Origin of the sequence: Saccharothrix syringae (assembly GCF_009498035.1) — a bacterium.
In the GTDB taxonomy this organism is placed as follows: domain Bacteria; phylum Actinomycetota; class Actinomycetes; order Mycobacteriales; family Pseudonocardiaceae; genus Actinosynnema; species Actinosynnema syringae.
In genome coordinates this window covers 7,026,398-7,052,109 of the sequence record NZ_CP034550.1, presented here as the reverse complement: position 1 = coordinate 7,052,109, position 25,712 = coordinate 7,026,398, and the positions used below count along the sequence as shown (strand labels likewise).

Annotated in this window: 24 protein-coding genes; 16 read left to right on the top strand and 8 right to left on the bottom strand. The window is 74.6% G+C overall.

Translation table 11 applies throughout. The features are described from left to right. Positions 1–152: 152 nt before the first annotated feature. Positions 153–311 (bottom strand): hypothetical protein, encoded by a 159-nt coding sequence (locus EKG83_RS47150; RefSeq protein ID WP_170191812.1) that lies wholly within the window; start codon positions 309–311, stop codon positions 153–155. 143 nt (positions 312–454) lie between these two features. Here EKG83_RS47150 and EKG83_RS29880 point away from each other — a divergent pair, with 143 nt between their 5' ends. The 5 genes from EKG83_RS29880 (at position 455) to EKG83_RS29860 (ending at position 5,348) form a co-directional block, all read left to right on the top strand. Further along, on the top strand, positions 455–1,846 hold the full coding sequence (locus tag EKG83_RS29880) for an extracellular solute-binding protein (protein ID WP_033430213.1): 1,392 nt from the start codon (positions 455–457) through the stop codon (positions 1,844–1,846). Further along, positions 1,833–2,894, top strand: coding sequence for a carbohydrate ABC transporter permease (locus EKG83_RS29875; RefSeq protein ID WP_211269059.1), 1,062 nt, complete (start codon positions 1,833–1,835; stop codon positions 2,892–2,894). The genes EKG83_RS29880 and EKG83_RS29875 overlap by 14 nt, the downstream gene beginning before the upstream one ends. Beyond that, complete coding sequence (locus EKG83_RS29870; RefSeq protein WP_033430212.1) at positions 2,891–3,712, top strand: carbohydrate ABC transporter permease; 822 nt, start codon at positions 2,891–2,893, stop codon at positions 3,710–3,712. The genes EKG83_RS29875 and EKG83_RS29870 overlap by 4 nt, the downstream gene beginning before the upstream one ends. Then, a complete protein-coding gene (locus EKG83_RS29865; protein ID WP_033430211.1) occupies positions 3,712–4,770 on the top strand; it encodes an ABC transporter ATP-binding protein in 1,059 nt (352 codons plus the stop codon). Before EKG83_RS29870 ends, EKG83_RS29865 begins: the two co-directional genes overlap by 1 nt. Positions 4,771–4,850: 80 nt before the next feature. Then, a complete protein-coding gene (locus EKG83_RS29860; protein ID WP_170191816.1) occupies positions 4,851–5,348 on the top strand; it encodes an SSI family serine proteinase inhibitor in 498 nt (165 codons plus the stop codon). Between the two features lie 45 nt (positions 5,349–5,393). Here EKG83_RS29860 and EKG83_RS29855 read toward each other — a convergent pair whose 3' ends face one another. Next, a complete protein-coding gene (locus tag EKG83_RS29855) occupies positions 5,394–6,650 on the bottom strand; it encodes an APC family permease (RefSeq protein ID WP_033430210.1) in 1,257 nt (418 codons plus the stop codon). A 790-nt stretch (positions 6,651–7,440) separates the two neighbouring features. Here EKG83_RS29855 and EKG83_RS29850 point away from each other — a divergent pair. Continuing rightward, the gene (locus EKG83_RS29850; RefSeq protein ID WP_051765411.1) at positions 7,441–8,250 is read left to right on the top strand and encodes a chemotaxis protein CheB; all 810 of its coding nucleotides are present in this window, start codon (positions 7,441–7,443) and stop codon (positions 8,248–8,250) included. A gap of 3 nt (positions 8,251–8,253) precedes the next feature. Here the strand turns inward: EKG83_RS29850 and EKG83_RS29845 are convergent, their stop codons facing one another. Beyond that, positions 8,254–9,207, bottom strand: a complete 954-nt coding sequence (locus EKG83_RS29845; protein ID WP_033430209.1) for a helix-turn-helix transcriptional regulator — start codon at positions 9,205–9,207, stop codon at positions 8,254–8,256. 527 nt (positions 9,208–9,734) lie between these two features. Here EKG83_RS29845 and EKG83_RS29840 point away from each other — a divergent pair. From EKG83_RS29840 to EKG83_RS29820, 5 genes are all read left to right on the top strand, one after another. Beyond that, positions 9,735–11,006 carry a cytochrome P450 gene (locus EKG83_RS29840; RefSeq protein ID WP_033430208.1) on the top strand — a complete coding sequence of 424 codons (1,272 nt, stop codon included), beginning with the start codon at positions 9,735–9,737 and terminating at the stop codon, positions 11,004–11,006. After that, positions 11,003–11,158 carry a hypothetical protein gene (locus EKG83_RS29835; protein ID WP_153278535.1) on the top strand — a complete coding sequence of 52 codons (156 nt, stop codon included), beginning with the start codon at positions 11,003–11,005 and terminating at the stop codon, positions 11,156–11,158. The genes EKG83_RS29840 and EKG83_RS29835 overlap by 4 nt, the downstream gene beginning before the upstream one ends. A 174-nt stretch (positions 11,159–11,332) precedes the next feature. Next, on the top strand, positions 11,333–11,968 hold the full coding sequence (locus EKG83_RS29830; RefSeq protein ID WP_033430207.1) for a hypothetical protein: 636 nt from the start codon (positions 11,333–11,335) through the stop codon (positions 11,966–11,968). Between the two features lie 48 nt (positions 11,969–12,016). Then, positions 12,017–13,042: a LacI family DNA-binding transcriptional regulator gene (locus EKG83_RS29825; RefSeq protein WP_051765410.1), complete on the top strand. Its 1,026-nt coding sequence runs from the start codon at positions 12,017–12,019 to the stop codon at positions 13,040–13,042. Positions 13,043–13,176: 134 nt separating this feature from the next. Next, positions 13,177–13,638, top strand: a complete 462-nt coding sequence (locus EKG83_RS29820) for a hypothetical protein (protein ID WP_033430206.1) — start codon at positions 13,177–13,179, stop codon at positions 13,636–13,638. Between the two features lie 10 nt (positions 13,639–13,648). On the opposite strand, the gene EKG83_RS29815 is transcribed toward EKG83_RS29820, so the two are convergent. Further along, a complete protein-coding gene (locus EKG83_RS29815; protein WP_033430205.1) occupies positions 13,649–14,392 on the bottom strand; it encodes a class I SAM-dependent methyltransferase in 744 nt (247 codons plus the stop codon). A gap of 69 nt (positions 14,393–14,461) precedes the next feature. Here EKG83_RS29815 and EKG83_RS47145 point away from each other — a divergent pair, with 69 nt between their 5' ends. Then, positions 14,462–14,605 (top strand): hypothetical protein, encoded by a 144-nt coding sequence (locus tag EKG83_RS47145; RefSeq protein ID WP_170191811.1) that lies wholly within the window; start codon positions 14,462–14,464, stop codon positions 14,603–14,605. A 193-nt stretch (positions 14,606–14,798) separates the two neighbouring features. Here EKG83_RS47145 and EKG83_RS47140 read toward each other — a convergent pair whose 3' ends face one another. Then, on the bottom strand, positions 14,799–14,990 hold the full coding sequence (locus EKG83_RS47140; protein ID WP_033430204.1) for a hypothetical protein: 192 nt from the start codon (positions 14,988–14,990) through the stop codon (positions 14,799–14,801). Positions 14,991–15,677: 687 nt separating this feature from the next. Between EKG83_RS47140 and EKG83_RS29805 the strand changes: the two genes are divergently transcribed. Then, the gene (locus tag EKG83_RS29805) at positions 15,678–17,738 is read left to right on the top strand and encodes a cellulase family glycosylhydrolase (protein ID WP_228122274.1); all 2,061 of its coding nucleotides are present in this window, start codon (positions 15,678–15,680) and stop codon (positions 17,736–17,738) included. A gap of 114 nt (positions 17,739–17,852) precedes the next feature. Here the strand turns inward: EKG83_RS29805 and EKG83_RS29800 are convergent, their stop codons facing one another. Both EKG83_RS29800 and EKG83_RS29795 read right to left on the bottom strand, forming a co-directional pair. Continuing rightward, positions 17,853–19,280, bottom strand: coding sequence for an RICIN domain-containing protein (locus EKG83_RS29800; RefSeq protein ID WP_033430202.1), 1,428 nt, complete (start codon positions 19,278–19,280; stop codon positions 17,853–17,855). A 165-nt stretch (positions 19,281–19,445) separates the two neighbouring features. Next, the gene (locus EKG83_RS29795; RefSeq protein ID WP_063741311.1) at positions 19,446–20,552 is read right to left on the bottom strand and encodes a substrate-binding domain-containing protein; all 1,107 of its coding nucleotides are present in this window, start codon (positions 20,550–20,552) and stop codon (positions 19,446–19,448) included. Positions 20,553–20,691: 139 nt separating this feature from the next. Here EKG83_RS29795 and kduI point away from each other — a divergent pair, with 139 nt between their 5' ends. Next, the gene (gene kduI, locus EKG83_RS29790) at positions 20,692–21,522 is read left to right on the top strand and encodes a 5-dehydro-4-deoxy-D-glucuronate isomerase (protein ID WP_153278534.1); all 831 of its coding nucleotides are present in this window, start codon (positions 20,692–20,694) and stop codon (positions 21,520–21,522) included. A gap of 43 nt (positions 21,523–21,565) precedes the next feature. Beyond that, positions 21,566–22,336, top strand: a complete 771-nt coding sequence (locus tag EKG83_RS29785; RefSeq protein ID WP_033430200.1) for an SDR family oxidoreductase — start codon at positions 21,566–21,568, stop codon at positions 22,334–22,336. A 6-nt stretch (positions 22,337–22,342) separates the two neighbouring features. Here the strand turns inward: EKG83_RS29785 and EKG83_RS29780 are convergent, their stop codons facing one another. Further along, complete coding sequence (locus tag EKG83_RS29780; RefSeq protein WP_033430199.1) at positions 22,343–23,437, bottom strand: substrate-binding domain-containing protein; 1,095 nt, start codon at positions 23,435–23,437, stop codon at positions 22,343–22,345. Between the two features lie 334 nt (positions 23,438–23,771). Here EKG83_RS29780 and EKG83_RS29775 point away from each other — a divergent pair, with 334 nt between their 5' ends. Then, the gene (locus tag EKG83_RS29775) at positions 23,772–25,703 is read left to right on the top strand and encodes a DUF2264 domain-containing protein (RefSeq protein WP_033430198.1); all 1,932 of its coding nucleotides are present in this window, start codon (positions 23,772–23,774) and stop codon (positions 25,701–25,703) included. The last annotated feature ends 9 nt before the right edge of the window (positions 25,704–25,712 follow it).

Here is a 25,712-nt window from a genome sequence, read left to right as displayed (position 1 = left end):
CGCGGATCGCCAGGTGCCCACCACCGCCGTCTCGCGGTGGTGGGCACCGTCCCGTTCGACACCGGCTGACCCGGAGCACGCCGCGCCACCGCGATCGGGAACCCGCCCCACGGCCACGTCCCCGGCTCCACCGCCGGAAGCGGTCGCGCCGTTCAGGACGCCGAGCGGTCGTCGGCCGCGTTCGGCGGCCACGCGGTCGGCTCGCCGATCGACGGCGGGTGGTACTCGGTGCGGGACTTCCGCGTCGGGTCGTGGTGCGTGCGACGCCCCCGGCCGCCGTGCGCCGTGGCGGCCACCGGCCCGCGCGGCATGCGGCTGGCCGCCGGGTTCGAGGAGGCCGTCCGGCACCGCGTGGGACGAACGGGTGAAGGCTGACCGGGGTGCTGCGCTCACCGGGGCCGAGTGCCATGTTGGTGGGTGACGTACTGGCGGGCCTCGGGGCGGAGGAGCGCGGATGCGGCGGACAACGGTCGTCCTGCTGTCGGTGGCGGGCCTGCTCGCCGGGTGCCTCGGCCAGGACCGGGAAGCGGACCCGACGCGCAACGCCGACGCCAAGGACATCACGCTGACGCTCACCGCCAACGCGGTGGCGGGCGGCAAGAACGCGGCCGGCGCGGAGTGGATCACCAACTGGGTCATCCCCCGGTTCACCGAGGCGCAGCGGGCCAAGGGCGTCAACGCCACGGTCCGCTTCGAGCAGAACGGCGCGGGCGACGAGGACTACAAGACCAAGGTCGCGCTGGACTTCAAGACCGGCGGCGGTGGCGACGTCGTCGAGCTGGACGGCATCTGGCTCGGCGAGTTCGCCCAGGCCGGGCACGTCAAGCCGCTCGACGAGGTCGTCGGCGGTGCCGAAGTCGACGCGTGGGACGGCTGGGGGCGGATCCCGGACGCCGTGCAGGGCCTGGGGGAGTTCGAGGGCAGGCGCTACGGCGTGCCCATGGGCACCGACGGCCGGGTGCTGTTCTACAACAAGGAGCTGTTCGCGCGGGCCGGGCTGCCCACCGACTGGCAGCCCCGCAGCTGGGACGACGTGCTGGCCACCGCGACGAGGCTCAAGGCGCTGCCCGGGGTGTGGCCGCTCCAGCTCAACGCCGGCACCGCGATGGGCGAGGCCACCACCATGCAGGGCGTGCTGCCCGCGTTGGCGGGCACCGGCGCGCTCGTGCACGACAACGGCAAGTGGCAGGGCGCCACGGCCGCCGTGAAGGACGTCCTCGGGCTGTACCAGCGCATCTACCGCGACGGGCTCGGCGACCCGGTCCTCCAGCAGGAGGCCAAGGGGCGGGAGCGGTCGTTCGAGCTGTTCGCCGAGGACCGGATCGGCATCCTGCTGGAGGGCGACTACTTCTGGCGCTCGGTGGTCGAGCCGCGCAACGGCGTGGCGAAGATGGCCGACCGCGACACCACCGTCGGGTGGGCGCTGATCCCGGCGCGCGCACCGGGGACCGGGGTCGGCGGGCAGGACTTCGTGAGCATGTCCGGCGGCGGGGTGCGGGTGGTCAACCCGAACACCCGCTACCCCGGGCAGGCATGGGAGTTCCTGCGGTTCCTCAACTCCGCCGAGGCGGTCAAGTCGTCGCTGTCGGGGCGGGCGCAGATCACCCAGCGCACCGACGTCAACGAGGAGGTGCTGGCCGGGGACCCGATGCTGGGCTTCGTCGCCCAGCGGGTGCTGCCGATCACCCGGTACCGGCCGGGGCTCGCCGACTACCCGAAGGTGTCGGCCGCGTTGCAGCAGGCCACCGCCGACGTGGTGGCGGGCCGCAGCCCGGACGACGCCGCGCGCTCGTACCAGGAGGCGCTGGTCAAGGCGGTCGGCGAGGACTCCGTTGCGGTCGGCTGACCGGGGGCGCGCGGGGCCGGGGGCCGCTGGCCCGGGGTCTGCTGATTCGGGTCGCGCCGGCCCGGCGCCCACCGGTGCGCGGGGCGACGGCCCGGGCCTCACCGACGCGGGGTTCGCCAACTCGGGGGCCGCCGATTCGGGGCGTGCCGGCCCGGCCCTCGCCGCCCCACCGGCCATCGGTCGGGACCCCACCGGTCTGGGCGTCGCGCGGGCGGTCGGCTTCGTCGCGCCGGCGCTGCTGCTGATCGGCCTCTTCCTGGTCTTCCCGGCGCTGTGGACCCTCTACATCGGCATCACCGACTACCAGCTGACCGGCCCGGCCGCCGCGTCGCCGAGCGTGGTCGGCGCGGACAACTTCACCACCGCCCTGGACGACCCGCTGTTCACCAACTCGCTCTGGCTGACCGCGCTGTTCGTGCTCGGCTCCGCGGTCGTCGGGCAGAACGCCCTGGGCTTCGCGCTCGCCTGGCTGCTGCGCCGGGTGCGCCCGGGTTTGCGCCGCACCGCCGAGGGGTTCGTGCTGCTGGCGTGGATCCTGCCCGGCCCCGTGGTCGCCTACCTGTGGTTCGCCGTGCTGAGCCGCGACGGCGGCACGCTCGGCCTGCTGCTCGACCGACCCGGCACGGCGTGGCTGGTCGAGTACCCGATGGCCTGCCTGGTCGTGTTCAACACCTGGCGCGGCACGGCGTTCTCCATGCTGCTCTACACCTCCGCGCTGGCCGTGGTGCCGCCCTCGCACCTGGAGACCGCCCGGCTCGCCGGTGCCGGCGGGTGGCAGACCGTCCGCGACGTGGTGTTCCCGCACATCCGCGGGCACGTGCTGACCAACACGCTGCTCATCAGCCTGTGGACGGCCAACGACTTCACGCCCTTCCTGCTCACCGCGGGCGGGCCGAACCACGGGTCCGAGGTGCTGCCCGTGCTGATCTACCGGCAGGCGCTGGAGGGCGGGCGGCTCGGCTACGCGTCGGCGGTGTCGGCGCTGCTGCTGCTCGGGAACCTGGTGGTCGCGCTGGTGTACCTGCGGCTGCTGAGGAGGCGCGCGTGACCCCGGCCTGGGCGGTGCGCCGGATCGGCTGCTACGTGCTGGTCGCCGTGGTGCTGGCGTTCTTCGCGGTGCCGATGCTGTGGCTGGCCTCCGCCCCGTTCGACGCGCGGCCGGGGCTGGGCATCCGGTGGCCGGAGTGGACGCTGTCGAACGTGCGGGCCACCTTCCGGCACCCTTACGCGCTGAGGTCGCTGCTCAACTCGCTGGTGCTGTGCCTGGTCGCGACCGCGGTGACCACGGCGTGCGCCGCGCTGGCCGCCTACGCGCTGTCCCGCGTGCGCATCCCCGGCCGCGACGTGCTGCTGTACGTGCTGCTGCTGCTGTCCAGCGTGGTGACGGGCACGGCGGCCATGGTGCCCATCTTCGTGATGATGCTCCAGCTCGGGCTCGTCGACTCCCGGTTCGGCACCGCCCTGGTGATCGCCGGCGGGATGCTGCCCGCCGCGATCTTCATCCTCAAGGACTTCGTGGACTCCGTGCCGCGCTCCTACGAGGAGTCCGCCCGCGTCTTCGGCGCCAAGCCGCGGCAGGTGCTGGGGCACGTGGTGCTGCCGATCGCGCGGCCGGGCCTGGCCACGATCCTGGTGTGGTCGTTCGTCAACGCGTGGGGCAACTTCCTGCTGCCGTTCCTGCTGCTGCGCGACGTCGGCGCGCAACCGGCGGCGGTGCTGATGCGCACGTTGCAGGACGAGGGCGGCAGCGCCGACCTGAGCGTCATCCCGGTGTTCTCGCTGCTGTACTCGGTGCCGGTGGTCGTGCTGTACCTGGTGGTCGACAAGCGCTACGGGTTCCGGTTCCACGGAGGCATCAAGAGCTGATGGCGGCCATCGACATAGCCGGCGTGTCGACCGTGTACCCGAACGGGGTCCGCGCGGTGGACGCGTTGGACCTGCACGTCGCGGACGGCGAGCTGTTCGCCCTGCTCGGCCCGTCGGGGTGCGGCAAGACCACGCTGCTGCGCACGATCGCCGGGCTGGAGGTGCCCGCCGCGGGCGCGGTGGCGATCGGCCCGCGCGACGTGACCCGGCGGCAACCGGGTGAGCGCGGGGTGGCGATGGTGTTCCAGGACTACGCGCTGTTCCCGCACATGACCGTGGCGGAGAACATCGCCTACCCGCTGCGCGTGCGCCGCGCGCCCAGGTCGCGGCAGCGGGAGGCCGCCGCCGAGGTGGCCGGGGGGTTGAGCCTGTCCGGGCTGCTGGACCGCAGGCCGGGCCAGCTCTCCGGCGGCCAGCAGCAACGCGCGGCGCTGGGCCGTGCCGTGGCGGCGGGTGCCGACGTGCTGCTGCTGGACGAGCCGTTGTCCAACTTGGACGCCCGATTGCGGTTGGAGGCCAGGACGTTCCTCAAGCGGTTGCAGCGCGAGCTGGCCCTCACCACCGTGTTCGTGACCCACGACCAGGCCGAGGCCCTGGCGCTGGCCGACCGGGTGGCGGTGATGGAGGCGGGCCGCATCCGGCAGGTGGGCACGCCGCGCGAGGTCTTCCAACGGCCCGCCGACACGTTCGTGGCCAACTTCATCGGCTCGACACCGATGAACCTGCTCACCGCCGAGGTCCGCGACGGCCGCGTCGAGTGCGCCGGGGGCTCGCTGCCCGGCCTGCCCGGGTTGGCCGACGGCACCCCCGTGGTGGTCGGCGTGCGCCCGGAGTACCTGACCAGGGGCGACGACGGGCTGACCGGCCGGGTGGCGGTCGTGGAGAACCTGGGCGTGTCGTCGCTGGTGACCCTGGAGTGCGCCGACGGCACGCCGGTCGGCTTCACCGTGCCCGAGCACGAGGAGCCCGCGCCCGGCGAGCCGGTGAGCGTGCGCGCCGCACCCGGCCGCCTGCTGTTCTACGGCGCCGAGGACGGGCGGCTGCTCGGCACCGGGTGAGGCCGGCACGCCGGGGTGCGCGGGTGGTTCACTGGAGCCGCACACCGCCGTCCGCAATCCGCTTGGTCAACGCAGATCAATTGGAGGCAACGAACGTGCACCCCACCTGGTTGACCCGTGGCGCGCTGCCCGCCCTGGCCGTCGCGGCCACCCTCGGCGCCGCCCCCGCCCCCGTCGTGACCGCCCCCGTCGTGACCGCCCCCGTCGTGACCGCCCCCGTCGTGACCGGCACCTCGGCGTCCGGCACCTCGGCGTCCGGCACCTCGGCGTCCGGCACCGACCTCACCGTCTCCGTCCACGACCCGCTCGGCCGGGCCGTCGTCCGGGAGTACCACCTGACCTGCGCCCCGGACGGCGGCGACCACCCGAACCCCCGGGCGGCCTGCGAGGCGATCCGCAAGTCCCCGGACGCCGTCAAACCGGGGCCGCCGACGCGGAACTGCTACGACCGCGTCTACGGCTCGCAGCGCGCCAAGGTGACCGGCCTGCTCCTCGGGGTCCGGGTCACGAGCGAGTTCCAGCGCGTCAACTCCTGCGAGGAGGCCCGCTGGCAGGCGTGGCTCCCGGTCTGGGGATGAACCCCGGGGTGGTGGCCGTCCTCCGCGCGGCCACCACCGCCCGGTCTAGGGCCGCCCCGCGAGCCCGCGCCGCACCAGCCAGGTCAGCGCGCCCGCGGCCAGGACCGCCGCGCCGGCGAGGACGGAGGCGAGGGGCAGGGTGACGGCCAGCACGAGGCAGCCGAGCAGGCCGATAGCGGGCACGGCGCGGGGCGGGCGGCCCTCGTCGGGGCGCAGGGTCCAGGCGGAGGCGTTGGCGATGGCGTAGTAGGCGAGCACCGCGAAGGACGAGAAGCCGATGGCGCCGCGCAGGTCCACCAGGCAGACCAGCAGCGCGACGGTGGCGCCGACGGCGACCTCGGCGTGGTGGGGCACCCGGTGGCGGGGGTGGACCGCGGCCAGGGTGCGGGGCAGGTGGCCGTCGCGGGCCATGGCCAGGGTGGTGCGGGAGACGCCGAGGACCAGGGCCAGCAGGGAACCCAGCGCGGCGAGGGCGGCGCCGGCGCGGACCAGCGGGACAAGCCACGGCCACCCGGCCGCCGCAGCGGCCGCGGCGAGGGGGTCGGGGGAGGCGGCCAGGGCGACCGGGCCGAGGGCGGCCAGGACGGTGACCGCGACCGCCGCGTAGACGGCGAAGGCGATGCCCAGGGCGATGGGGACGGCGCGGGGGATGGTGCGGGCGGGGTCGCGGACCTCCTCGCCCAGGGTGGCGATGCGGGCGTAGCCGGCGAAGGCGAAGAACAGCAGGCCGGCCGACTGGAGGACGCCGAGCGGGCCGGCCGTGCCCGGTGCCCACGCGAGGTTGCCGGTGTGGCCGTTGACGAGCGCGGCGGTGACCACCAGCGCCAACACGGCCAGGACCGCCGCCACGACCACCCGGGTGGCCGCGACGGACCTCTGCACGCCGAAGTAGTTCAGCGCGGTCAGCGCGAGCACGGCCGCCACGGCCACGGCGGTGCGCGCGGGTCTGTCGGCGTCGGGCAGGGCGTAGGCGGCGGCGGTGAGCGCCATCGCCGCGCACGAGGCGGTCTTGCCGACCACGAAGCCCCAGCCCGCCAGGTGCCCCCAGAACGGGCCGAGGCGTTCCCGGCCGTAGACGTAGGTGCCGCCGGAGGCCGGGTAGCGGGCGGCCAGCCGGGCGGAGGAGGTGGCGTTGCACCAGGCGACGACGGCGGCGATCACCAGGCCCGCGAGCAGGCCGGTGCCGGCGGCCCGGGCGGCGGGGGCGAAGGCGGCGAACACGCCCGCGCCGACCATGGAGCCCAGGCCGACGGTCACCGCGCCGCCGGTGCCCAGCCGGCGTGCCAGACGAGGTGGTGTCACGGTCGGGTCCTCCGCTCGGGTCGCTGCGCCCCGCAGACGCTAGCCGAGGGCCGCGTCCACACCTTCGTGTGAAGCGGTGTGCCGGGCGCGTCGGTCGCGCGCAACAACTCGGGCCGCGTGACGAGGGACGCGGCCCGCCGGCCGGTTGGGTCGTGATCGCGCGGGTGGGGCGTCCCCCGCCCGTCGCGGCGGTCGTGCCCGGGTGGATCACGCTGGTGCCGGCCTCCGACGGGTGGTCCGGGCGCGCGGGGCAGTGGGCGTGGGGCGCGGCGACGTGGTGCGTCCTGCTGTGGTTGCTGTGCGCGGAGCGCCCCCTGGTGCGCGTCCAGGCGGCGGTCGTCGTCGGGGTCGACGCGGTTGGAGTACGTGTTCTCGGTGGGGCTGCACGTGCGCACCTACCGGTTGGACGACGTACCGGCGTTCGTGCCGCCCGGGCACGGCCTGGTCTACCTGGGCGCGCTCGCGATCGGGCGGTCGGCCGCGGCGGTGCGCGGGTGCCGCCCGGTGGTCGTTGGGTGTTCCTCGGGCGCGGGCGACTGCTGTACGCGGGGTGGCGTGGCCGGCGGCTACGCCTGGTTCGACCTGGCCGGCCTCACCGCGGCCCGCCCGCGCCCCACCCCACCGCGCCCCCGTCCGCGCCCCGCCCTGCCCCGCCGCGCCCGCGCTCCGCCGCCCCCCGCCCCACTTCGCTTTCGGTACCGCCCACCCCCAACCCGTTCGCCCCACGTGCTGTCCCCACCCGGCCCCCGTACCGGATCCTGCCGGGGACATCCGTACCGGAGGTGCCATCGTGGTCGAACGCGACGTGGTCGTCATCGGCGCGTCCGCGGGTGGCGGCGACGCCCTGCGGCGGCTCGTCGCGGGACTCCCCGCCGGGTTGCCGGCCAGTGTCCTGATCGTCTCGCACACGTCCCCCGACTCGCCGCGACGGCTGCCCGACATCCTGGCCCGCCACGGGCGGCTGCCCGCCGCCTACGCCGTGCCCGGCCAGCGCCTGACCGCCGGGCTCCTGACCGTCGCCCCCGCCGGCCGGCACCTGGTCGTCACCGACGGTGACGTGCTGCGGCTGCACCGCGGCCCCCTCGTCCACCACACCCGCCCGGCGATCGACCCGCTCCTGCGCAGCGCCGCCCACGCCTGCGGCCCGCGGGTGGTCGCCGTGGTGCTGTCCGGGCTGCTGCGCGACGGCGCCGAGGGCGCGGCCGCGGTCGCCGGGGCCGGGGGCACCGTCCTCGTGCAGGACCCGGACGACGCCCGGCACCCCTCCATGCCCCGCGCGACGCTGGACCGGGTGCCCGGTGCGACGACCTGGCCGGCCGACAAGCTCGGGTCGGTCATCGGCGACCTCGTCGCCCGGCGGTCGGTCCCGGGCGCACCGGGGGCGGGCGAGCCGTGCGCCATGGGCGTGGACGAGGCGTTGTCGCTGGCGGTGGCGCAACTGCGGGCGCACGCGGTCGTGCGCGAGCGCATCCAGCGGCGGTTGACCGGTCCGGGGCCGCTCCGCGCGCGCAACCGGGACCGGGCCGCCCGCGCGGAGCGCGCCGCGGAGCTGATCACCTCGCACGTCCTGCCCGTGTTCCGACCCGACGGGCCGGCCTGACCGTCACCGGCGCAGGGTGTCCCCGGGCAGCTCGTGGTAGGCGGCGCGGTAGTGGGCCCGGAACCGGCTGTCGGGCAGGAAGCCCCAGCGGGTGGCGATGGCGGTGACCGTGGCGCCCGCGGTGGGGTCGGCGTCGCGCAGGTCGGTCCGCACCCGGTCGAGGCGCACCCGGCGCAGGTAGCCCAGCGGGGTGGTGCCCAGGTGCCGGCGGAAGGCCAGTTGCAGCGCGCGCACGGACACGTGGCAGGCGCGGGCGATGTCGGCCACGCCCAGGTCGAGGTCGGGGGCGCCCTCCAGGTAGGCGATGGCGCGGCGCACCGTCGCCGGCACCGCGTCGGTGCGGTCCGCGGGGCGCGCGGCGGGCGCGCCGGGCGAGAACGCGGTCAGCAGCGTCGCCGCGAGCAGCCGCCCGGCGCTGCCGAGGACCAGGGGGCTGGTCGCCGCTTCCCGGTTGCCCAGCAGCGCCGTGGAGACGTAGTCGACGGTGTCCTGCCAGTAGCGCGCCCGGTCCGGTGCGAGCGGTTCGTACCGCAGCCCGCGCACCAGGTCGCGCGAGGCGTCGGGGGCGAGCCGGTCGAGCAGCGGCAGCTCCAGGTTGGTGATCTGGAACCGGGTGCCGTGCAGCCTGGCGCGGTACCCCCGGTCGGGCCGCGCGACGAGGAAGGTGTCACCGGGGCCCAGGCGCTGCTCCCCGTGGTCGGCCTCGACCTCCAGCCCGTGCTCCAGCACCCGGCACACCATGAGGCGGCCGACCGGGTCCAGGGCGTAGTCGGTGGTCAGCGTGTTGTGGATGGAGTCGAAGCGGACGTCGCCGAGGTCGACGCTGCCGTGCTCGAACCGGAAGCCCTCGGTGCTGCCGCTGACCCGCAGCCGGTTGTCGGCGTAGGAGGCAGCGACGAGCGCGTGCGCCTGCTCGGGGTCGGTGATGACCCGGTCGTCGCGCACCGGCGGGTGCATGCCCCAACTCCTCGGCCTCGTCGAGGCACGACCGCGGCTCGCGCCCCGAACACGCACCACCAACCGTACGCGCGCACCCGGACCCGCGCACCAGAGCACCCACGCCCCTGCCGGGCGTGGGGCGGGTGGTGACCGTTCGACGGGGCTCTCCGGCACGGGCCGGGGCTTCACCCGCCGGCGGCGCTGCTGCCCGTTGTGCGGCGGCGTGCTGGGTTTCCTGCTCGCCGTCACCGGGGGAGCCCTCGCCCTGGCGTGGGTGTCGGACGGGTGGGCCTGACCGGACCTCTGCCCGGCTGAAGTTGGTCACCGGGTCAGGTGAACGCGCCGGCGTGTTGGCCGCGCGCCCCTCCGCCCCCGGCCCAGGTTGTGCGGACGACACCGTGGCGAGAGGGCGTGGCGTTGCGCAGCAGGGGCGACTTCGGGAACCGGTCCGCCGCGATCGTCGGCGCGGCCCGCCGAGCAGGCCGCACCGCCGCCGGGCCGGTCCACCCGCGGCTGGGCCCGCGCTCCCCCGAAAGGACCCCGGCATGACCACCCGCGCCCCCGCACGCGCCTCCCTCCTCGACACCCTGCTGCTCGGCGTCCTCGTCCTCGTCCCGGCGGTGGCCCAGGGCGTGGCCCTGCGGCGGCCGCGCGCGGTCGGGCTGGCGGCGCGGCTGGACACCAACTCCTGGGCGTGCCGCCTCATGACCCGGCTGCGGCACCGGCACGGCGACGGGCCGCTGCTGGTCAGGGTGCCGCACCGGCGGGTGCTGCTCCTGCTGTCCCCGCAGGACGCCCGGATCGCGCTGGAGCGGACCACGCGCACGCTCACCGCCGCCGCCCGGGACAAGGTGGCCGCGCTGGGGCACTTCGAGCCCGGGGCGGTGCTGCTGTCCAGGGGGTCGGCCCGGGAGGACCGGCGGCGGTTCAACGAGGCCGTGCTGGACTGGCCCAGGGCCGACCACCGGCTGTGCGGTCGGTTCGGCGAGGTGGTCCGCGAGGAGGCCGCCGGGCTGGTCGGGCGCACCACCGGGCGCGGTGCGGAGCTGACCTGGGACGAGTTCGCCGGCGCGTACCGGCGCATCGTGCGGCGGGTGGTCCTCGGCGACGCGGCCGCGGACGACGAGCGCATCACCGGGTTGCTGAACGAGCTGCGGGGCGACGCCAACTGGTTCCGGCTGCACCGGCGGCGGCGCCGGCTGTGCGCGGAGCTGTGGGTGCGCACCCGCGACTACCTGGGCGACGGGTCGACCGGGGGACTGGCCTCGTGCGTGGCCGACGCGCCGCGCACCCGGCGCACGCTGCCGGTGGCGCAGGCGCAGCACTGGATGTTCGCCTTCGACGCCGCGCCGATCGCCACCTACCTGGCACTGGGGCTGCTGGCCGGCGGCATCCCGCGCACCGACCACGACTACCTGCGGGCGTGCGTGCGAGAGTCCCTGCGGCTGTGGCCGACCACACTGGCGATCCTGCGCGACACCACCGCGAACACCACCTGGTCCGACGGCAGCACCACCCCCGCGGGCACCACCGTGGTCTTCCACAGCTCCTACTTCCACCGCGACGCCAGGGTGCCGCGCGCCGACCGGTTCGAACCCGGCCGGTGGCTGGACGGGTCGGCCGACCTGGACTGGGCGCTGGCGCCGTTCAGCCGGGGACCGGCCGAGTGCCCCGGCCGGCACCTGGTGCAGTTCACCAGCGCCACCCTGCTCGCCGAACTGCTCGCCCACCGGCCGCGCCAGGTCGGCGGGCCGCGCCTGGACCCGCACGGCCCGCTGCCGCGCACCGCCGACCACCACGTGTTGAGGTTCGCGTGACGCCCGCCCGGCTGCTGCGCCCGCCGCACCGGCCCGGGGCCGTGGTGGTGCGGCTCGGCGCTGGGGGTGGCGCCCTCACCGGCTGCACCGACGCGGTCGGGAGGGCCCGGGAGTTCCGCGCCCGACCCCCGTTCCTCCGGTTCCCCGGGTGAACACCGACCCGGACCACCACAGCGGAAACCCCGCTCCGTGTCGGTGGCGGTCCCGGATCACCTCCCGGTGGGGGGTGCCTCACCCGCGCGGGCGGTTTCCCCGTCGTCCACGGCGGGTCCGGCGCCGGCTGCCTACCTTCGGCGGTGTCGCTGTTCGCGGGTATGGAGGTTCGGATGGTCGCCGGGTTCTTCCGCAAGGTGTCGGTGCTGGCTGTCGCGGGGCTGCTGGTCGGGGTGCCGGGCACGGCCCGGGCCGAGCAGCAGGCGCGCGTGGTGTACTCGATCGAGTTCGCCGACCCCGGCGAGGAGCACGACCCCGAGCCGTACGGTGCGGTGGTCCTGCGGCTGCCTGGGGAGGACCGGTTGCTGTGGCGCGAGGGGCGCGCCGAGGACACCCCGTCCCGGTGGCGGTACCCGGCGACCGGTGCCGCGATCCAGGAGGTGCCGTTCACCGAGGACGAGATCCTCCAGGTGTGCGCCTTCGTCGGCGAGCGGGACGGGGACGTCGACGAGCGCCTGGCCGACGGCTGCCTGCCGTACGAGGGGGTTCACGAGCCGTACGTGATCGACGGCTCGGGTGGTCACGTGACCGTCAACCTCTACGGCGTCGGTCGTGCCGCGGGGCGGGAGGTGGTGCCGCAGAAGGGCTTCGCCGACTGCGTGGACATCGCCGTGGCGAACGGCGCCGACCCGCTGACCGCCCACGACGCGTGCGACGCCGCCGAGCTGACCACCTGCTACCGGATCTTCCGCGAGGCCCACGGGAGGCAGGCGTGGGCCCTGGAGGCGTGCCAGGCCCGGGTCGACTGAGCCGGTGGAAACTTTCTCCGGGTCGTTGGGAAAACGTAGAATGACCCGGTGGAGCACCAGCGCGGGGGTTCGTCCAGGCCGGTGACGATCTCCTACATCGCGGAGACGGCCGGGGTTTCGGTGCCGACGGTGTCGAAGGTGATCAACGGGCGGGCCGGGGTGTCGGCGGGCACGAGGGCCCGCATCGAGGCGCTGATCGACGAGTACGGCTACCAGAAGTCCAGTGCGCCCAGTCGCAGCGCGATGGTGGACCTGGTGTTCGACGAGCTGGAGAGCATGTGGGGCGTCGAGATCATCCGCGGCGTGCAGCGGGCGGCCCGCCAGAACCGCGTGGGCGTGGTGCTCTCGGAGTTCGGCCCGCAGGGCAGCGCGATCCGCTACTGGATCGACGACGCGCTCGACCGCAGGCCCGCGTGCGTGGTGACGGTCGCCCAGCTGGGGCAGGAGGAGCGTGACCGGCTGCGCGCCAGGGGCATCCCGTTCGTGGTGTTCGACCCCACGGTCGAGCTGCCCGACGACGTGCCGTTCGTGGGCGCGACGAACTGGGCCGGCGGGCGGTCGGCCACCCGTCACCTGACCGGGCTGGGGCACCGCCGCGTCGCCGTGGTCGCCGGACCGGACCACGTGCTGTGCTGCCGCGCCCGCTACGACGGCTACCGCGCCGCGATGGAGGCCGCGGACCTGCCGGTGGACCCGGCGCTCGTGGTGCGCGCGGACCTGACCCGGGAGGCCGGTCACGCCGCGGCCCGCGGGCTGCTGGCCCTGCCGGACCGCCCCACCGCCGTGGTCGCGGGCAACGACCTGCAGGCGCTGGGGGTGTACCAGGCGGCCCGGGAGGCGGGGTTGCGGATCCCGGAGGACCTGAGCGTGGTGGGCTTCGACGACCTGCCGGTGGCGGCCCTGGTCGACCCGCCGCTGACCACCGTCCACCAGCCGCTGGTCGAGATGGCGGCGGCGGCCACCGAACTGGCCCTCGCGCTGGGCCGGGGTGAGCGGCCGGCGCAGGTCGGGTTGGAACTGGCGACCACGCTGACCGTTCGGCGGAGCACCGCGCCGCCCGGTGGGGCGCGCTAGCCCGGCCGCGTCGACCGGCTGCTTTGGCTGGCTGGGTTGACCGGCTGCGTCGCCCGCCAGCGTTGACCCGCCGGCTACGCTGGTGCCGAACGGGGCCGGCGGCCTCACCGGTCCCCTCGGAGGTGGGGTGAGCGGTGGCGGAGGAACTGACCCCCGAGCAGGTCGCGGAGCTGCGGGCCCGGGCCGGGGCGGGGAACCGGAACGCGGCGGGGCGGCTGGGCGAGGTGCTGGCCGGCCGCGGTGACCTGGACGGCGCCCTGCGGGTGTGGGCCGAGGCGTACGGCGACGAGTCGCCCACGACGAAGCGGTTGGCCGAGGTGCTGGCCGAGCAGGGCGACCTCGGCGAAGCGGTGAACGCGTGGCGGTTCTCGGACGTGGTGTGGCAGAACCCGGAGGGCGGCCGGCAGGCGTGGATGGACGCCCTGCCCGCCGACGAGCGGGCCGACTGGCAGGACGACCCCGAGGACTGGGGCTTCATGGAGGCGGAGCGGCTGGCCCGGCTGCTGGCCGAGCGGGGTGACGCGGCGGCGGTGGCCGAGCTGCGGGCCCGGGCCGAGGCCGGCGATGCCGCCGCCGCGAGGGAGTTGGCGGACTGAGCGGCCCCGGCTAGGCGGCTTCCAGGACGAAGAACAGGAAGCACAGGAAGGCGCCGGACGGGAACTTCGCCAGCTCCTCGGGGAACAGCTCGCGGGCTTCCGGTGCCGGGTGCGGTTCGCTGATGACGGTGATGCGGAAGCCGGCCGCGGTGAAGGCGTCGGTCATCGCGTGCAGCGGCCGGTGCCAGTTGGTGAGCACCGCCTTCTGCCCGTTGAAGGTGTACTCGGCCGACCACTCGGCAACCGCGAAGTAGTCGGCTTCGGGGTCGACCATCTTGAGCACGACGGGGTGGTTGACGGCCACGATCAGCCGGCCGCCGGTCCTGAGCACGCGCCGCAGCTCGGCCAGCGGCGCGGTCCAGTCCTCCAGGTAGTGCAGCACCAGGGCCGCGACGACGTCGTCGAACGCGCCGTCGGGGTAGGGCAGCGGCTCGGCCAGGTCGGCGACCCGCAGGTCCGCGTCGGCGCCGAGCCGCCGCCGGGCCAGCTCCACCATCGTGGTGCTGGCGTCGAAGCCCGCCACGACGGCGCCCCGGTCGCGCAGCGCCTCGGCCAGCGGGCCCGCGCCGCAGCCGGCGTCGAGGACCCGCCGGCCGGCCACGTCCCCGGCCAGGTCCAGCATCGCCGGCAGGGTGTAGTGGGCGTTGATCAGGTTGGTCTCGTTCTCGGCCGCGTACGCCTCGCCGAAGCTGTTGTAGTCGTTGGGCACGACCTGGTTCGCCGGGCGGGCGGCGCTGTCGAGATCGGAGGACATGCGGCCCATCCTGGCACGGCCGGCCCGCGGTCAGCGCCCGGCATCGGACAGCGCCTTGTCGTAGAACGCGTGCAGCTCGTCGCCGCCCGCCCGGCGCCACGGGTCGGCCGGCCCGTCGACCTCGGACGCGTCGGCCCGGCCGCGCAGGACGTCGGTGGTCTTGCCGGCGAACCGGGCGGCCGGCTTGGCGAACTGCGGCGGTTCCTCGGGTGAGGGTGATCTCCCGGCGCCCCAGCTCGGTGAGGTCGGGGTGCACGCAGCCCGCGTCGTAGAAGCGGGTAGTCCTCGGCCTCGTCACCGGCGAGGAAGTCGGTCAGGTCGCGGAACACCTCGCCCACGCCCTGGCCGAACCGGGGTGGGATGGTGAACGTCGGCACCACGGTCGCGTCGGGCACCTGCCGGGCGGTCACGAGGGCTGCCGGCTTCGCCTGGTAGTCGCTGCCGGCGACAGGTAGCCGGGCACGGAGCCGTTGACGCCCGGCAGGTCGGGCTTGGCGAACTCCACCGGCACGTGGGCGGGCGGCAGCCCGGCCAGTTCGTCGCCGCCGACCACGGCGCCGCCGTCGCGGGGTGCCGGCGCGCCGCACCCGGCGAGCACCGCGCCACCGGCGGCCGCGGCCGGCCGCTGCGGTTCACAGACATGGTGATCACCTGGTCGGGTTCACCGGTTCGTAGTCGAACCAGTCGAAGTGGACGGTTCCGCAGGCGATCGAGACGGCGTGCCCGACCAGAGCCCGACGGGGTCGCCCCGGGTCTCGCCGGTGGCCGGGTCGATGCGGTGCTGCGTGACCCGGGCGACGGTGCACCAGCAGTTGCCGTCGGCGTCCCAGGCCAGGTCGGGGTCGATGCCATGGACGCCGGGCGGCGTGGAGCCCGCCAAAGGACACAGTGCCGGCGGGCAGGCGCAGCTCTCGAAACTTTCTTTCCAATATCAAGAAAATTTCCACTGTCGCAGGACGCTACCGACGCCAATGGTTCGGGTCAACGGCATCACCGCAGCAAGAAGATCCGGCGCGCGTTCGACGGCCATTCGACGATGACGTTCGACAACTCGCTGGTAGACGGGCTGGAAGAAGTGGTGTTCGTTGACGTCGTTCGGCGCGACTGCGTAGCATCCGAACCTGAGAAAGTATCTCGATCACATCAAGAAACTTTCCATCCAACGGGGACCTCATGCCTTCGTCAACCCCGACGCACGGCTCGGACATCGACCCGGCTCAACGCACCCCGGCGCTGGGTTGCACCACGACGAGGTGACCCACCTACAGCAAGGGACAGTGACGTCTTGAGCTCGTACTCCATGAGCAAGGCCCGGCGGCGCCTCGGCGCGCTCGCCGGCGCGCTGGCCGCGCTGCTGGTGACCGGGGGGATCACCGCCACAGCCACCGCCACAGCCACCGCCACCGCTACCGCCACCCAGGCGGCCCAGGGCTGCCGCGTCGACTACGCCGTCCCCGCCCAGTGGCAGGGCGGCTTCACCGCCTCCGTGCGCGTCACCAACCTCGGCGACCCGATCAGCGGCTGGAACCTCGGCTGGGTGTTCCCCTCCGGGCAGCGGGTCACCCAGTCGTGGAACGCGACGGTCACCTCCTCGGGCGACCGGGTCACCGCGGTGCACGCGAGCTACAACCCCTCCATCCCGACCGGCGCGACGGTCTCCTTCGGCTTCAACGGGTCCTGGGCGGGCACCAACACCGCGCCGACCGCGTTCACGCTCAACGGCGTCACCTGCACCGGGGACGTCGAGCCGCAGCCGGGCGACGCGATGGCGGCGGTGGCCGCGATGCAACCCGGCTGGAACCTGGGCAACACGCTGGACGCCATCCCCGACGAGACCTCGTGGGGCAACCCGCTCACCACCCGGGCCCTGCTGCACCACGTGCGCTCCCAGGGGTACCGGAGCGTCCGCCTGCCGATCACGTGGAGCAACCACCACGGCCCCGCGCCGGACTACGCGATCGACCCGGTGTGGCTCGACCGGGTCCGCGAGGTCGTCGACTGGTCGCTGGCCGAGGGCCTGTCCGTGGTGGTCAACCTCCACCACGACTCGTGGCAGTGGATCAGCAACTACCCGGGTGACCGCGCGAACGTCCTGGCCCGGTACCGGGCGCTGTGGACCCGGATCGCCACCGCGTTCCGCGACCACCCGTCGGGGCTGGTGTTCGAGAGCGTCAACGAACCCCAGTTCACCGGCACCTCCGGTGCGGAGGAGGACGACCGGCTGCTGCACGAGCTGAACACCGAGTTCCACCGGATCGTCCGCGGCTCGGGCGGCGGCAACGCCACCCGCCTGCTGGTGCTGCCCACCGTCCACACCAGCGCCGACCAGGCCCGCCTGGACGCGCTGCTGGCCACCTACCAGGAGCTGCGCGACACCAACATCGCCGCGACCGTCCACTTCTACGGCTTCTGGCCGTTCAGCGTCAACATCGCCGGGTTCACCCGGTTCAACGCCGAGGTCGAGCAGGACCTCGTCGGCACCTTCGACCGGGTGCACAACACGTTCGTGTCACGCGGCATCCCGGTCGTCATCGGCGAGTGGGCCCTGCTCAACTACGACCACAACCGGCCCGGCGTCATCGAGCGGGGCGAGTTCCTGAAGTTCATCGAGGCGGTGGGGCACCACGCCCGCACCCGCGGGCTCACCACCATGATCTGGGACGCGGGCCAGTTCCTCGACCGCGCCGGGCTGCGCTGGCGCGACCAGGGCCTGCACGACGCGATCAAGTCCGGCTGGACCACCCGCTCCGGCACCGCCTCGGCCGACCGGGTCCACCTGCCCGGCAGCGGTGCGATCCCGGCGAAGTCGCTCACGCTCAACCCCAACGGCACCACGTTCCGGGGACTTCGGCACGGCGGCACCGAGCTGGTCCGCGGCACCGACTACACCGTGTCCGGCACCACGCTGACGCTCACCCCGACGGCCCTCACCCGCCTCGCGGGCAACCGCGCCCACGGCGTCAACGCCACCGTCGAGGCCAGGTTCTCGCAGGGCGTTCCCTGGCCGATCGACATCATCACCTCCGACCCGCCCACCCAGGCCGCCGCCACCGGCACGACCACGTCGTTCGCCATCCCGACCCGGTTCAACGGCGACCAGCTCGCCACCATGGAGGCGGAGTACGACGACGGCAGCCCGGCGGGGCCGGCCAACTGGACGCCGTTCAAGGAGTTCTGGCAGCACTTCCAGCCTGACTACGCCGCGGGGACCCTGATCCTCAAGCCGGAGTTCTTCGCCGAGGTGGACGACGGCCGCGTCACGCTCACGTTCCACTTCTGGAGCGGGGCGCGGATCACCTACCGCATCACCAAGGACGGCGGCGCGGTGACCGGCGGCACCGGCTGATCCGGCTCCGCGGAGGGGGCGGGCGCGGGAAGTGCCCGCCCCCTCAAGGGTGAGCCGTGCCCCGGGGCGCACGGCGGCCACCGGGGCCCGGGCTCCACCGCGAACCGGGTGCCGTCAGGCGTTCGCCCTGGCCCACTGCTGGTTGGTGCCGCCGTTGCAGGTGTACTGCTTGACCAGCGCGCCGTCGGCGGTGGAGGCGCTGATCACGTCCAGGCACTTGCCGCTGTGCCGGGCGACGACGCGGTAGTAGCCGCTGCCCGCGTCCTGGAACTGCCACTGCTGGTTGGTGCCGCCGTTGCAGGTGTACTGCGTGACCGACGTGCTGTCGGCGGTGGAGCCGTTGGCCACGTCCAGGCACAGGCCGCTGTGGCGGGCGACCAGCCGGTAGTAGCCGCCGTCCGCGGCCTGGGCCTCCCACCGCTGGTTGGCGCCCCCGTTGCACGGGTACTGCTTGACCTCCGCGCCGGGGGCCTGGCTCGCGCTGGGCACGTCGAGGCACTTGCCGCTGTGTCGGGCGGTGAGGGTGTAGGCGGGCTGGGAGATCGGGGTCACCACGCCCGTGGCGGTGTCGATGGTGACCTGGGAGGCGTAGTTCATCGACATCGTCGTGCTGCTGGGGAAGGTCAGCGGCAGCCACACGTACCGCGAGTCGTTGACCGGGCCGTTCCACGCGCCCGCCCACCGGTCGCCCAGGTACAGGTAGGAGGTGGTCTGCGAACCCTGCACCGGCAGCACGTAGGCGGTCTGGGAGCCGTACGCGGTGTTGTCGCCGACGTTGGCCAGCGCGCTCCACGTGCCTGCCACGCTGGTGGCGGTGGCGTACTTCTGCTGGTTGGGCGCCCAGCCCGTGGCGCCGGAGGTGAGCAGGAAGTACACGCCGTTGCGCTTGAACATCGCCGGCGCCTCGCGCCAGGAACCCGGCCACAGCACGTGCACCAGGCTCGCGACCTGGCGGTAGTCGGCGGTGAGCCGGTAGACGTGCAGGTCGGCGTTCTCCCGCGCGGCGGAGATCATGTACGCGGTGCCGTCGTCGTCGCGGAACAGGGTGATGTCGCGCGACATGTGGTTGAGCGGGCGGAAGCTGCCGTGCCAGGTGTAGTCGCCGTCGACGGTCGCGGAGCTGGCCACGGCCGCCCGCGCCTCACCGTAGTCGCTACCGTTCTCCTTGTGCATCCACATCACGAAACGCCCGGTGGAATTGTTGTAGACGACTTTCGGGCGTTCGATGTTGGCCACCGCCAGCTCGCTGCTCGACGATTGGGTGAGCACGTTGCGGCGGAATTCCCAGGTGCGCAGGTCGGTGGACCGGTAGACGGATACCGCGCGGAACGTGTTGTTCGCGTTCCGATTCTCGCCGAACCAGTAGTAGTACGCGTCGACCTTGATGACGCCGCCGCCGTGGGCGTGCACGACCTGGCCGGACGTGTCGACGAACTGCGTTCCGTTGGAAACGGTGACCGGTGCGGCAGTGGCCGGTGCGACCGTGGCGGCGCCGATCAGGACGGCCAGCAGAACGACGATGGAGCCACGGCGCTGTGGCATGGAAAACTCCTCGCAGGGGGTGGTCGCGGTGCTGATCTCGTTCAGGTTAAGAGGGTGTGACCGGCGCCAGCAAGGGGCGTGGTGGAAAATAGGGCGTAAGGTGGAAGCGAGGTGGTCCGGTCGGAAGAAAAGTGCAGATGCCCGCAGCGAAGCGAAGAAAAGCGGTCAGTGCACGGCGCGCGCGGGTGAGCCGGTGGAGTCCCGTTCGCGCAGCTCGGAGCTGAGCACGACCCGGCGGACGGGCCGGTCGGCGCCGTGCGCCAGCCGGTCGAGCGCCAGCTCCACGGCGGTGCTGCCGATGACGTACTTGGGCGGGCGCACGGCGGTCAGCGGCGGGTGGGCGAACCGGGCGACCTCGTCGTCGTAGGCGACGACCGCCAGGTCACCGGGCACGTGGACGCCCCGCTCCTCGGCGCGCTGCACCAGCGACACCGCCTCCCGGTCGGAGTGCACCACCAGCGCGGTGGCGCGCTGCTCGGCGCACAGGTCCAGCACCCGGTCCACGTCGACCGCCCAGCCGGGCTCGTAGTAGGCGGCGGCGAGCACCTCCGGCGCGGGCGGGAGGGCGAGGTCGGCGGTCGCGCGGTGCCAGCCTTCGCGGACGTGGCCGGACGTGGGGCTGCTCGCGCTGACCACGAGCCCGATCCGGCGGTGGCCCTGGCCGTGCAGGTGGCGGACGGCCAGCTCGGCGCCCGCGGCGTGGTCGGTGCGCACGGACTCGACGTGCTGGCGGTAGGGGCCCGACACCGCGGAGCGCTCGACCAGCACCACCGGCACGGGCAGCGCGGTCAGCCAGGCGACCAGCTCCTCCGCGCCCGCGCCCCGGGTCGGCGGCGCGACCAGCAGCGCGTCGACCGCGCCGCTGCCGATCATCCACTCGGCCTGGTGCCGCACGTCGTCGACCCGGTAGGACGCGCCGCGCAGCACGAGCCGGGCGCCCCGGTCCCGCGCGAGGTCCTGCGCGCCGCGGATGACCTCGGGCCAGTAGTAGTCCAGCGAGGGCACGACCATCCCGACGGCCGGCGTGGCGTCCGGCACCCGCCCCGGTGGGGTACCGGTGACCGGCCCGACCCCGCCGTGCACCCGCTCGACCAGGCCCTCGGCGGCCAGCTCGTGCACGTCCCGCCGGACCGTGACCGGGGTGACGCCCATGATCCGGGCGATGTGGGTGATGCGCATGACGCCGCGGCCCGCCAGGTGCTCCAGCAGCCACTGCCGTCGCGCGGCGGGCAGCATCGCGCCCCCGGTGTCCGCCCCGGACATGTCCGCCATGACCGCCCACCCACCTCGGAATGTGATCGAAAGTGATCGTAACAAACAAACCGCACAGCCTTGCTCCTCCTTTATGACTGGGATTGACTGTTTGGCGTCGACAAGAGGGAAAACGATCGGCGGAAGGAAGGCGACGCCCGTGGAGCAGCGCCACGCGACCGCGCCGCAGCAGGTGCCGGGCATGAGCACGGCCGAGCTGCGGCGGCACTACCTGGTCGAGGACCTGTTCGCGCCCGACGAGGTGCGCGCGGTCCACAGCCACCACGACCGGGTCGTGCTGGTGGGCGCGGTCCCGCGCACCGGGCCCCTGCCGCTGCCGGCGTTCCCGGAGCTGCGCGCCGACCGGTTCTTCGACCGCCGCGAGGCCGGCATCGTCAACGTCGGCGGTGCGGGCGCGGTCACCGTGGACGGCGAGGAGCACCGGCTCGCCCCGACCGCCTGCCTCTACGTCGGCAGAGGCGCGGAGAAGGTGTCGTTCGCCTCCGCGGACGCCGACTCGCCCGCCGCCTTCTACCTGTTCTCCGCGCCCGCGCACGCGAGCCACCCGACGGTGCTCGTCGAGCCGGGCGGCGGCACGGTGCGCGAGCTGGGCGACCCGCTGACCTCCAACCGCCGGACGCTGACCCAGTACGTCCACGAGGGCGGGGTGCGCAGCTGCCAGGTGGTGATGGGGGTGACGGCGCTGCACCCGGGCAGCACGTGGAACACCATGCCCGCCCACACCCACGAGCGGCGCACGGAGGTCTACCTGTACTTCGGGGTGCCCGAGGACGCGCGGGTGGTGCACCTGCTGGGGGAGCCGGACGAGACCCGGCACCTGGTGGTGGCCGACCGGCAGGTGGTGATCTCGCCGCCGTGGTCGGTGCACAGCGGGGTGGGGACCGCTTCGTACAGCTTCGTCTGGGCGATGGCGGGGGAGAACCAGTCCTTCGACGACATGGACCCGCACCCCGTGACGGGGCTGCGGTGAAGCCGGGGGCGCGGGGGCCCGGCTTCGTCTTGGAGGTGGCGCGATGAGGCCGGAGGTCGCCGACCTCCTCGACCTGACCGGCAAGACCGCCGCCGTCACCGGTGCCGGCCGCGGCATCGGTCTCGCCGTGGCGCGGTTGCTGGCGGCGGCGGGAGCCGACGTCATCGGGGTCAGCGGGTCGATGCCCGAGGGCGACGGCCCGGCGCGCGGCGCGGTCGAGGGCGAGGGCCGGGTGTTCACCCCGGTGCGCACCGACCTCGCCGACCCCGCCCAGGTCACCGCCCTCGGTGCGCTGCTGGCCGAACGGGAGGTCGACGTCCTGGTCAACAACGGCGGGACGATCCGCCGCGCGCCCGCCGCCGAGCACGCCGACGCCGACTTCGACCACGTGCTCTCGGTCAACCTGCGCGCCACCTGGTCGCTGTCGCGCGACGTCGGCCGGTCGATGCTGGCCCGCGGCTCCGGGCGGATCGTCAACATCGCCTCGGTGCTGAGCTTCCAGGGCGGGATCACCGTGCCCGGCTACACCGCGTCGAAGTCCGCCGTGGCCGGCCTGACCAGGGCGCTGGCCAACGAGTGGGCCCACCGCGGCGTCAACGTCAACGCCGTCGCGCCCGGCTACGTCACCACCGACAACACCGGCGCCCTGCGCGCGGACCCCGACCGCAACCGGTCCATCCTGGCGCGCATCCCGGCCGGGCGCTGGGCCGACCCGGAGGACATCGCGGGCGCGGTGCTGTTCCTGTGCTCCCGCGCGGCCGACTACGTCCACGGCGTCGTGCTGCCCGTCGACGGCGGCTGGCTGGCCCGGTGAGAGCGGTCAGGCGGGCGGGGCGGTCGAGTCGCGCACGCGCAGGGACGGGGTGATCACCACCCGGTGCGTCGGGCGGTCCGGGTCGTGCAGCCGGGCCGCCAGCAGCGACACCGCCGCCCGCCCGATGGAGCGCCGGGGCGGGCGCACGGCGGTCAGCGCGGGGGTGAACAGCGCGGCCACCTCGTCGTCGTAGGCCACCACCGACAACCCCGACGGCACCCGGACGCCGCGCTGCTCGGCGCGCTGGACCAGGGCCATGGCCTCGGTGTCGGCGTGCACGAGCACCGCCGTGGTGCCGGTGGCGGCCAACCCGTCGAACACCTCGTCCAGCGCGGCGTCCCAGCCCGCCGTGCCGGGGCGGGGGACGGCGGTGTCCACGGTGGACCCGGGGTCGAACCCGAGTTCGGCGCACGCGTCGGACCAGCCGCGGTGCACGTGCGGTGAGGTCGGGCTGTTCTCGCTGGTCACCACGCCGACCTTGCGGTGGCCCAGGGACGCCAGGTGGTGCACGGCCATGGCCGCGCCCAGGGCGTGGTCGGACACCACCGACTCCACGACCGCCTGGCGCGGCCCGACGGCGGCGACCCGCTCGACCAGCACGACCGGGGTGTCGAGGGTGCTCAGCCACTCGATCGTGGCGGCCGCGGACGGCGCGGTCGGGCTCGGCGCGGCGATCAGCCCGCACACGTCCTCGTTGTCCAGCAACCGCTCCAGCTGGGGGCGGTCGTCGGCGCTCTCGTAGGACGACCCGCGCAGCAGGACCCGCAACCCGTGCGCGGACGCCTCCTCCTCGGCGCCGCGCACCACGTCCGGCCAGTAGTAGTCCAGCGAGGGGACCAGCATCCCGGCGGCACCCCGGTGCGCGGCGTCGAGCGGCGGCGCCTCCGGTGACGGGCTCGCCGCCGCGCGGAGGGTCGCCCCGCCGTGCACGCGGTGCAGCAGGCCCTCGCCGGCCAGGTGCGCGATGTCGCGGCGCAGCGTCACGGCGGTGACGCCCATCCGCTCGCTGAGGTCGGAGATCCGGACCACGCCCTCCCGGTGCAGGGCTTCGAGGATCGACGCGCGCCGGCCGGCGGCGAGCGTGCGGGACTCCGGGTTCACGGCGCTGCCGTCCCCGCGACGACGGCGCAAGGCGTTGCCGGTGCCGGTGCCGGTGCCGTGACGACGGCGCGCGGCGGTGCCGGTGCCGGTGCCACGCGAGGCAGTGCGGCGCCGTCCCCCGTGCGCGCTCTCGTCACCGCGCGTCCTCCTGTCGTCGACCGTGGGCCCAATTATGTCGTCGGCCCGCGGCCGCACCCGGCGGCGACACATCGCCCTGTGACCCTTGACACGATCACTCGTGCACGTATTTACTCTTTGCCAGGCAAGCGATCAAAAACGAAAGCAACTGCGCATCGTTGTGATCGAACGTCTTCCGCCGACGAAGGACGAAGCCATGCCGCCGGAACCCCGGGAAGCCCCAGCCGGCTGGTCGCGCGACCAGTGGGCCGCCACGGCCGACGCCCTGCTCCGCGCGGTCCGCCCCTTCGCCTCCCCGGCCCGCGCGCGGATCGCCCTGCCCGGCCCCACCGGCGGCTACGGCTCCGACGTGGACGCCCTGGAGGGCTTCGCCCGCACCTTCCTGCTCGCCGGGTTCCGCCTCGCCGGCGAACGCGGCGCCGACCCGGACGACCTGGCCGGCTGGTACGCCGAGGGCATCGCCGCGGGCACCGACCCCGGCTCGCCGGAGCGCTGGGTGCGCCTCGACGAGCACCCGCAGGCCAAGGTGGAGGCCGCCTCCCTGGCGCTCGCCCTGGACCTGACCCGCCCGTGGCTGTGGGACCGCCTGGACCCGGGCGTCCGGCAGCGCGTGGTCGACTACCTCGCCCCCGCCGTGGGCGACCCGACCTACCCGCGCATCAACTGGGTGTGGTTCCGGCTGGTCGTGCAGGCGTTCCTGCGCGACGTCGGCGGACCCTGGTCGGCCGACGACGTCGCCGAGGACCTGGCCACCCACGACGGCTTCCGGCGCGAGGACGGCTGGCTGGCCGACGGCCACGAGCGCGCGTTCGACCACTACACCGGCTGGGCGCTGCACGTCTACCCGCAGCTGTGGGCGCGGATGCCCGGCGCGGCCGGCTTCGCCGAGCAGCGCCGCGAGCACGACACCGCGCTGCTCGACCGCTTCCTGCTCGACGCCGTCCACCTGGTCGGCGGCGACGGCTCACCGCTGCTCCAGGGCCGCAGCCTGACCTACCGGTTCGCCGCCGCGGCGCCCTTCTGGGCCGGTGCCCTCGCCGGGGTCCCGTCCACCCCGCCGGGAGTCCTGAGGCGTGCGGCCACCATCGTCGTGCGCCACTTCACCGAGCGCGGCGCCCCCGACGGGCGCGGCCTGCTCTCCCTGGGCTGGCACGGTCCGTGGCCGCGGATCGCGCAGTCCTACTCGGGCCCGGGGTCGCCGTACTGGGCGGTGAAGGGCATGCTCGGCCTGGTCCTGCCCGCCGACCACCCGGTGTGGGCGGCGGAGGAGCAGCCGCTGCCGGTGGAGCGGGGCGACTACGTGCGGGCGATCCGGGCGCCGGGCTGGCTGGTCAGCGGCACCACCGACGGCGTGGTGCGGGTGGTCAACCACGGCACCGACCACGCCGTCCCCGGCGACACCCGGGGCGACTCGCCGCTCTACGCGCGGCTGGGCTACTCCACCGCCACCAGCCCCCTGCTGGACCGGGAGAGCTGGACCGACCCGCGCGACCAGGCCGTCGTGCTGCTCGACGCCGAGGGCCGGGCGTCCCACCGGTCCGGCATGCGCGTCGGCCCCACCCGGGTCGTCGACGCCGACGGCGTGCCCACCGGCCTCGCGTCCTCGTCCGGCCCGGTCCGCTGGTTGGAGCCCGACGAGGTCCAGCGGCACCACGGGTCCGGCTGGACGGGCCGCCACCACGACGCCGGGACCGTCACGGTGCACTCGCTGGTCCGCGGCCCGTGGGAGGTGCGCCTGGTCCGGGTCGACGACGTCGCCCGGGACCGCCCGCCCACGACCCTGCGCCTGTCCGGCTGGCCCGTGGCCGGCGCGGAGGTCGACCCCACCGGGGCACCGCGCGCCCGGGGCGACGACGGAACCCGGTCGGAGCTGCTCGTCCTGCTGGGCAGGACCACCGGCACGGGCGTGTCCCTCCACCCCGGCGCGAGCCCGCTGGGACCGGTCGCCGCGGTCCCCTGGGCGCACTGCCCCGTCGTCCCCGGCGAGTGGTTCGCCGTCCTGCTGGAACTGGCCCGCGGCCCCGTGCCCCGGTCGGGACCGGAGGTCCGGCTCGACCCCGACGGACCCGCGACCCGGGTCACCACCCGGTGGCCCGACGGCGCGCGGACCCGGATCGCGCTGTCCTGACCAACCGCC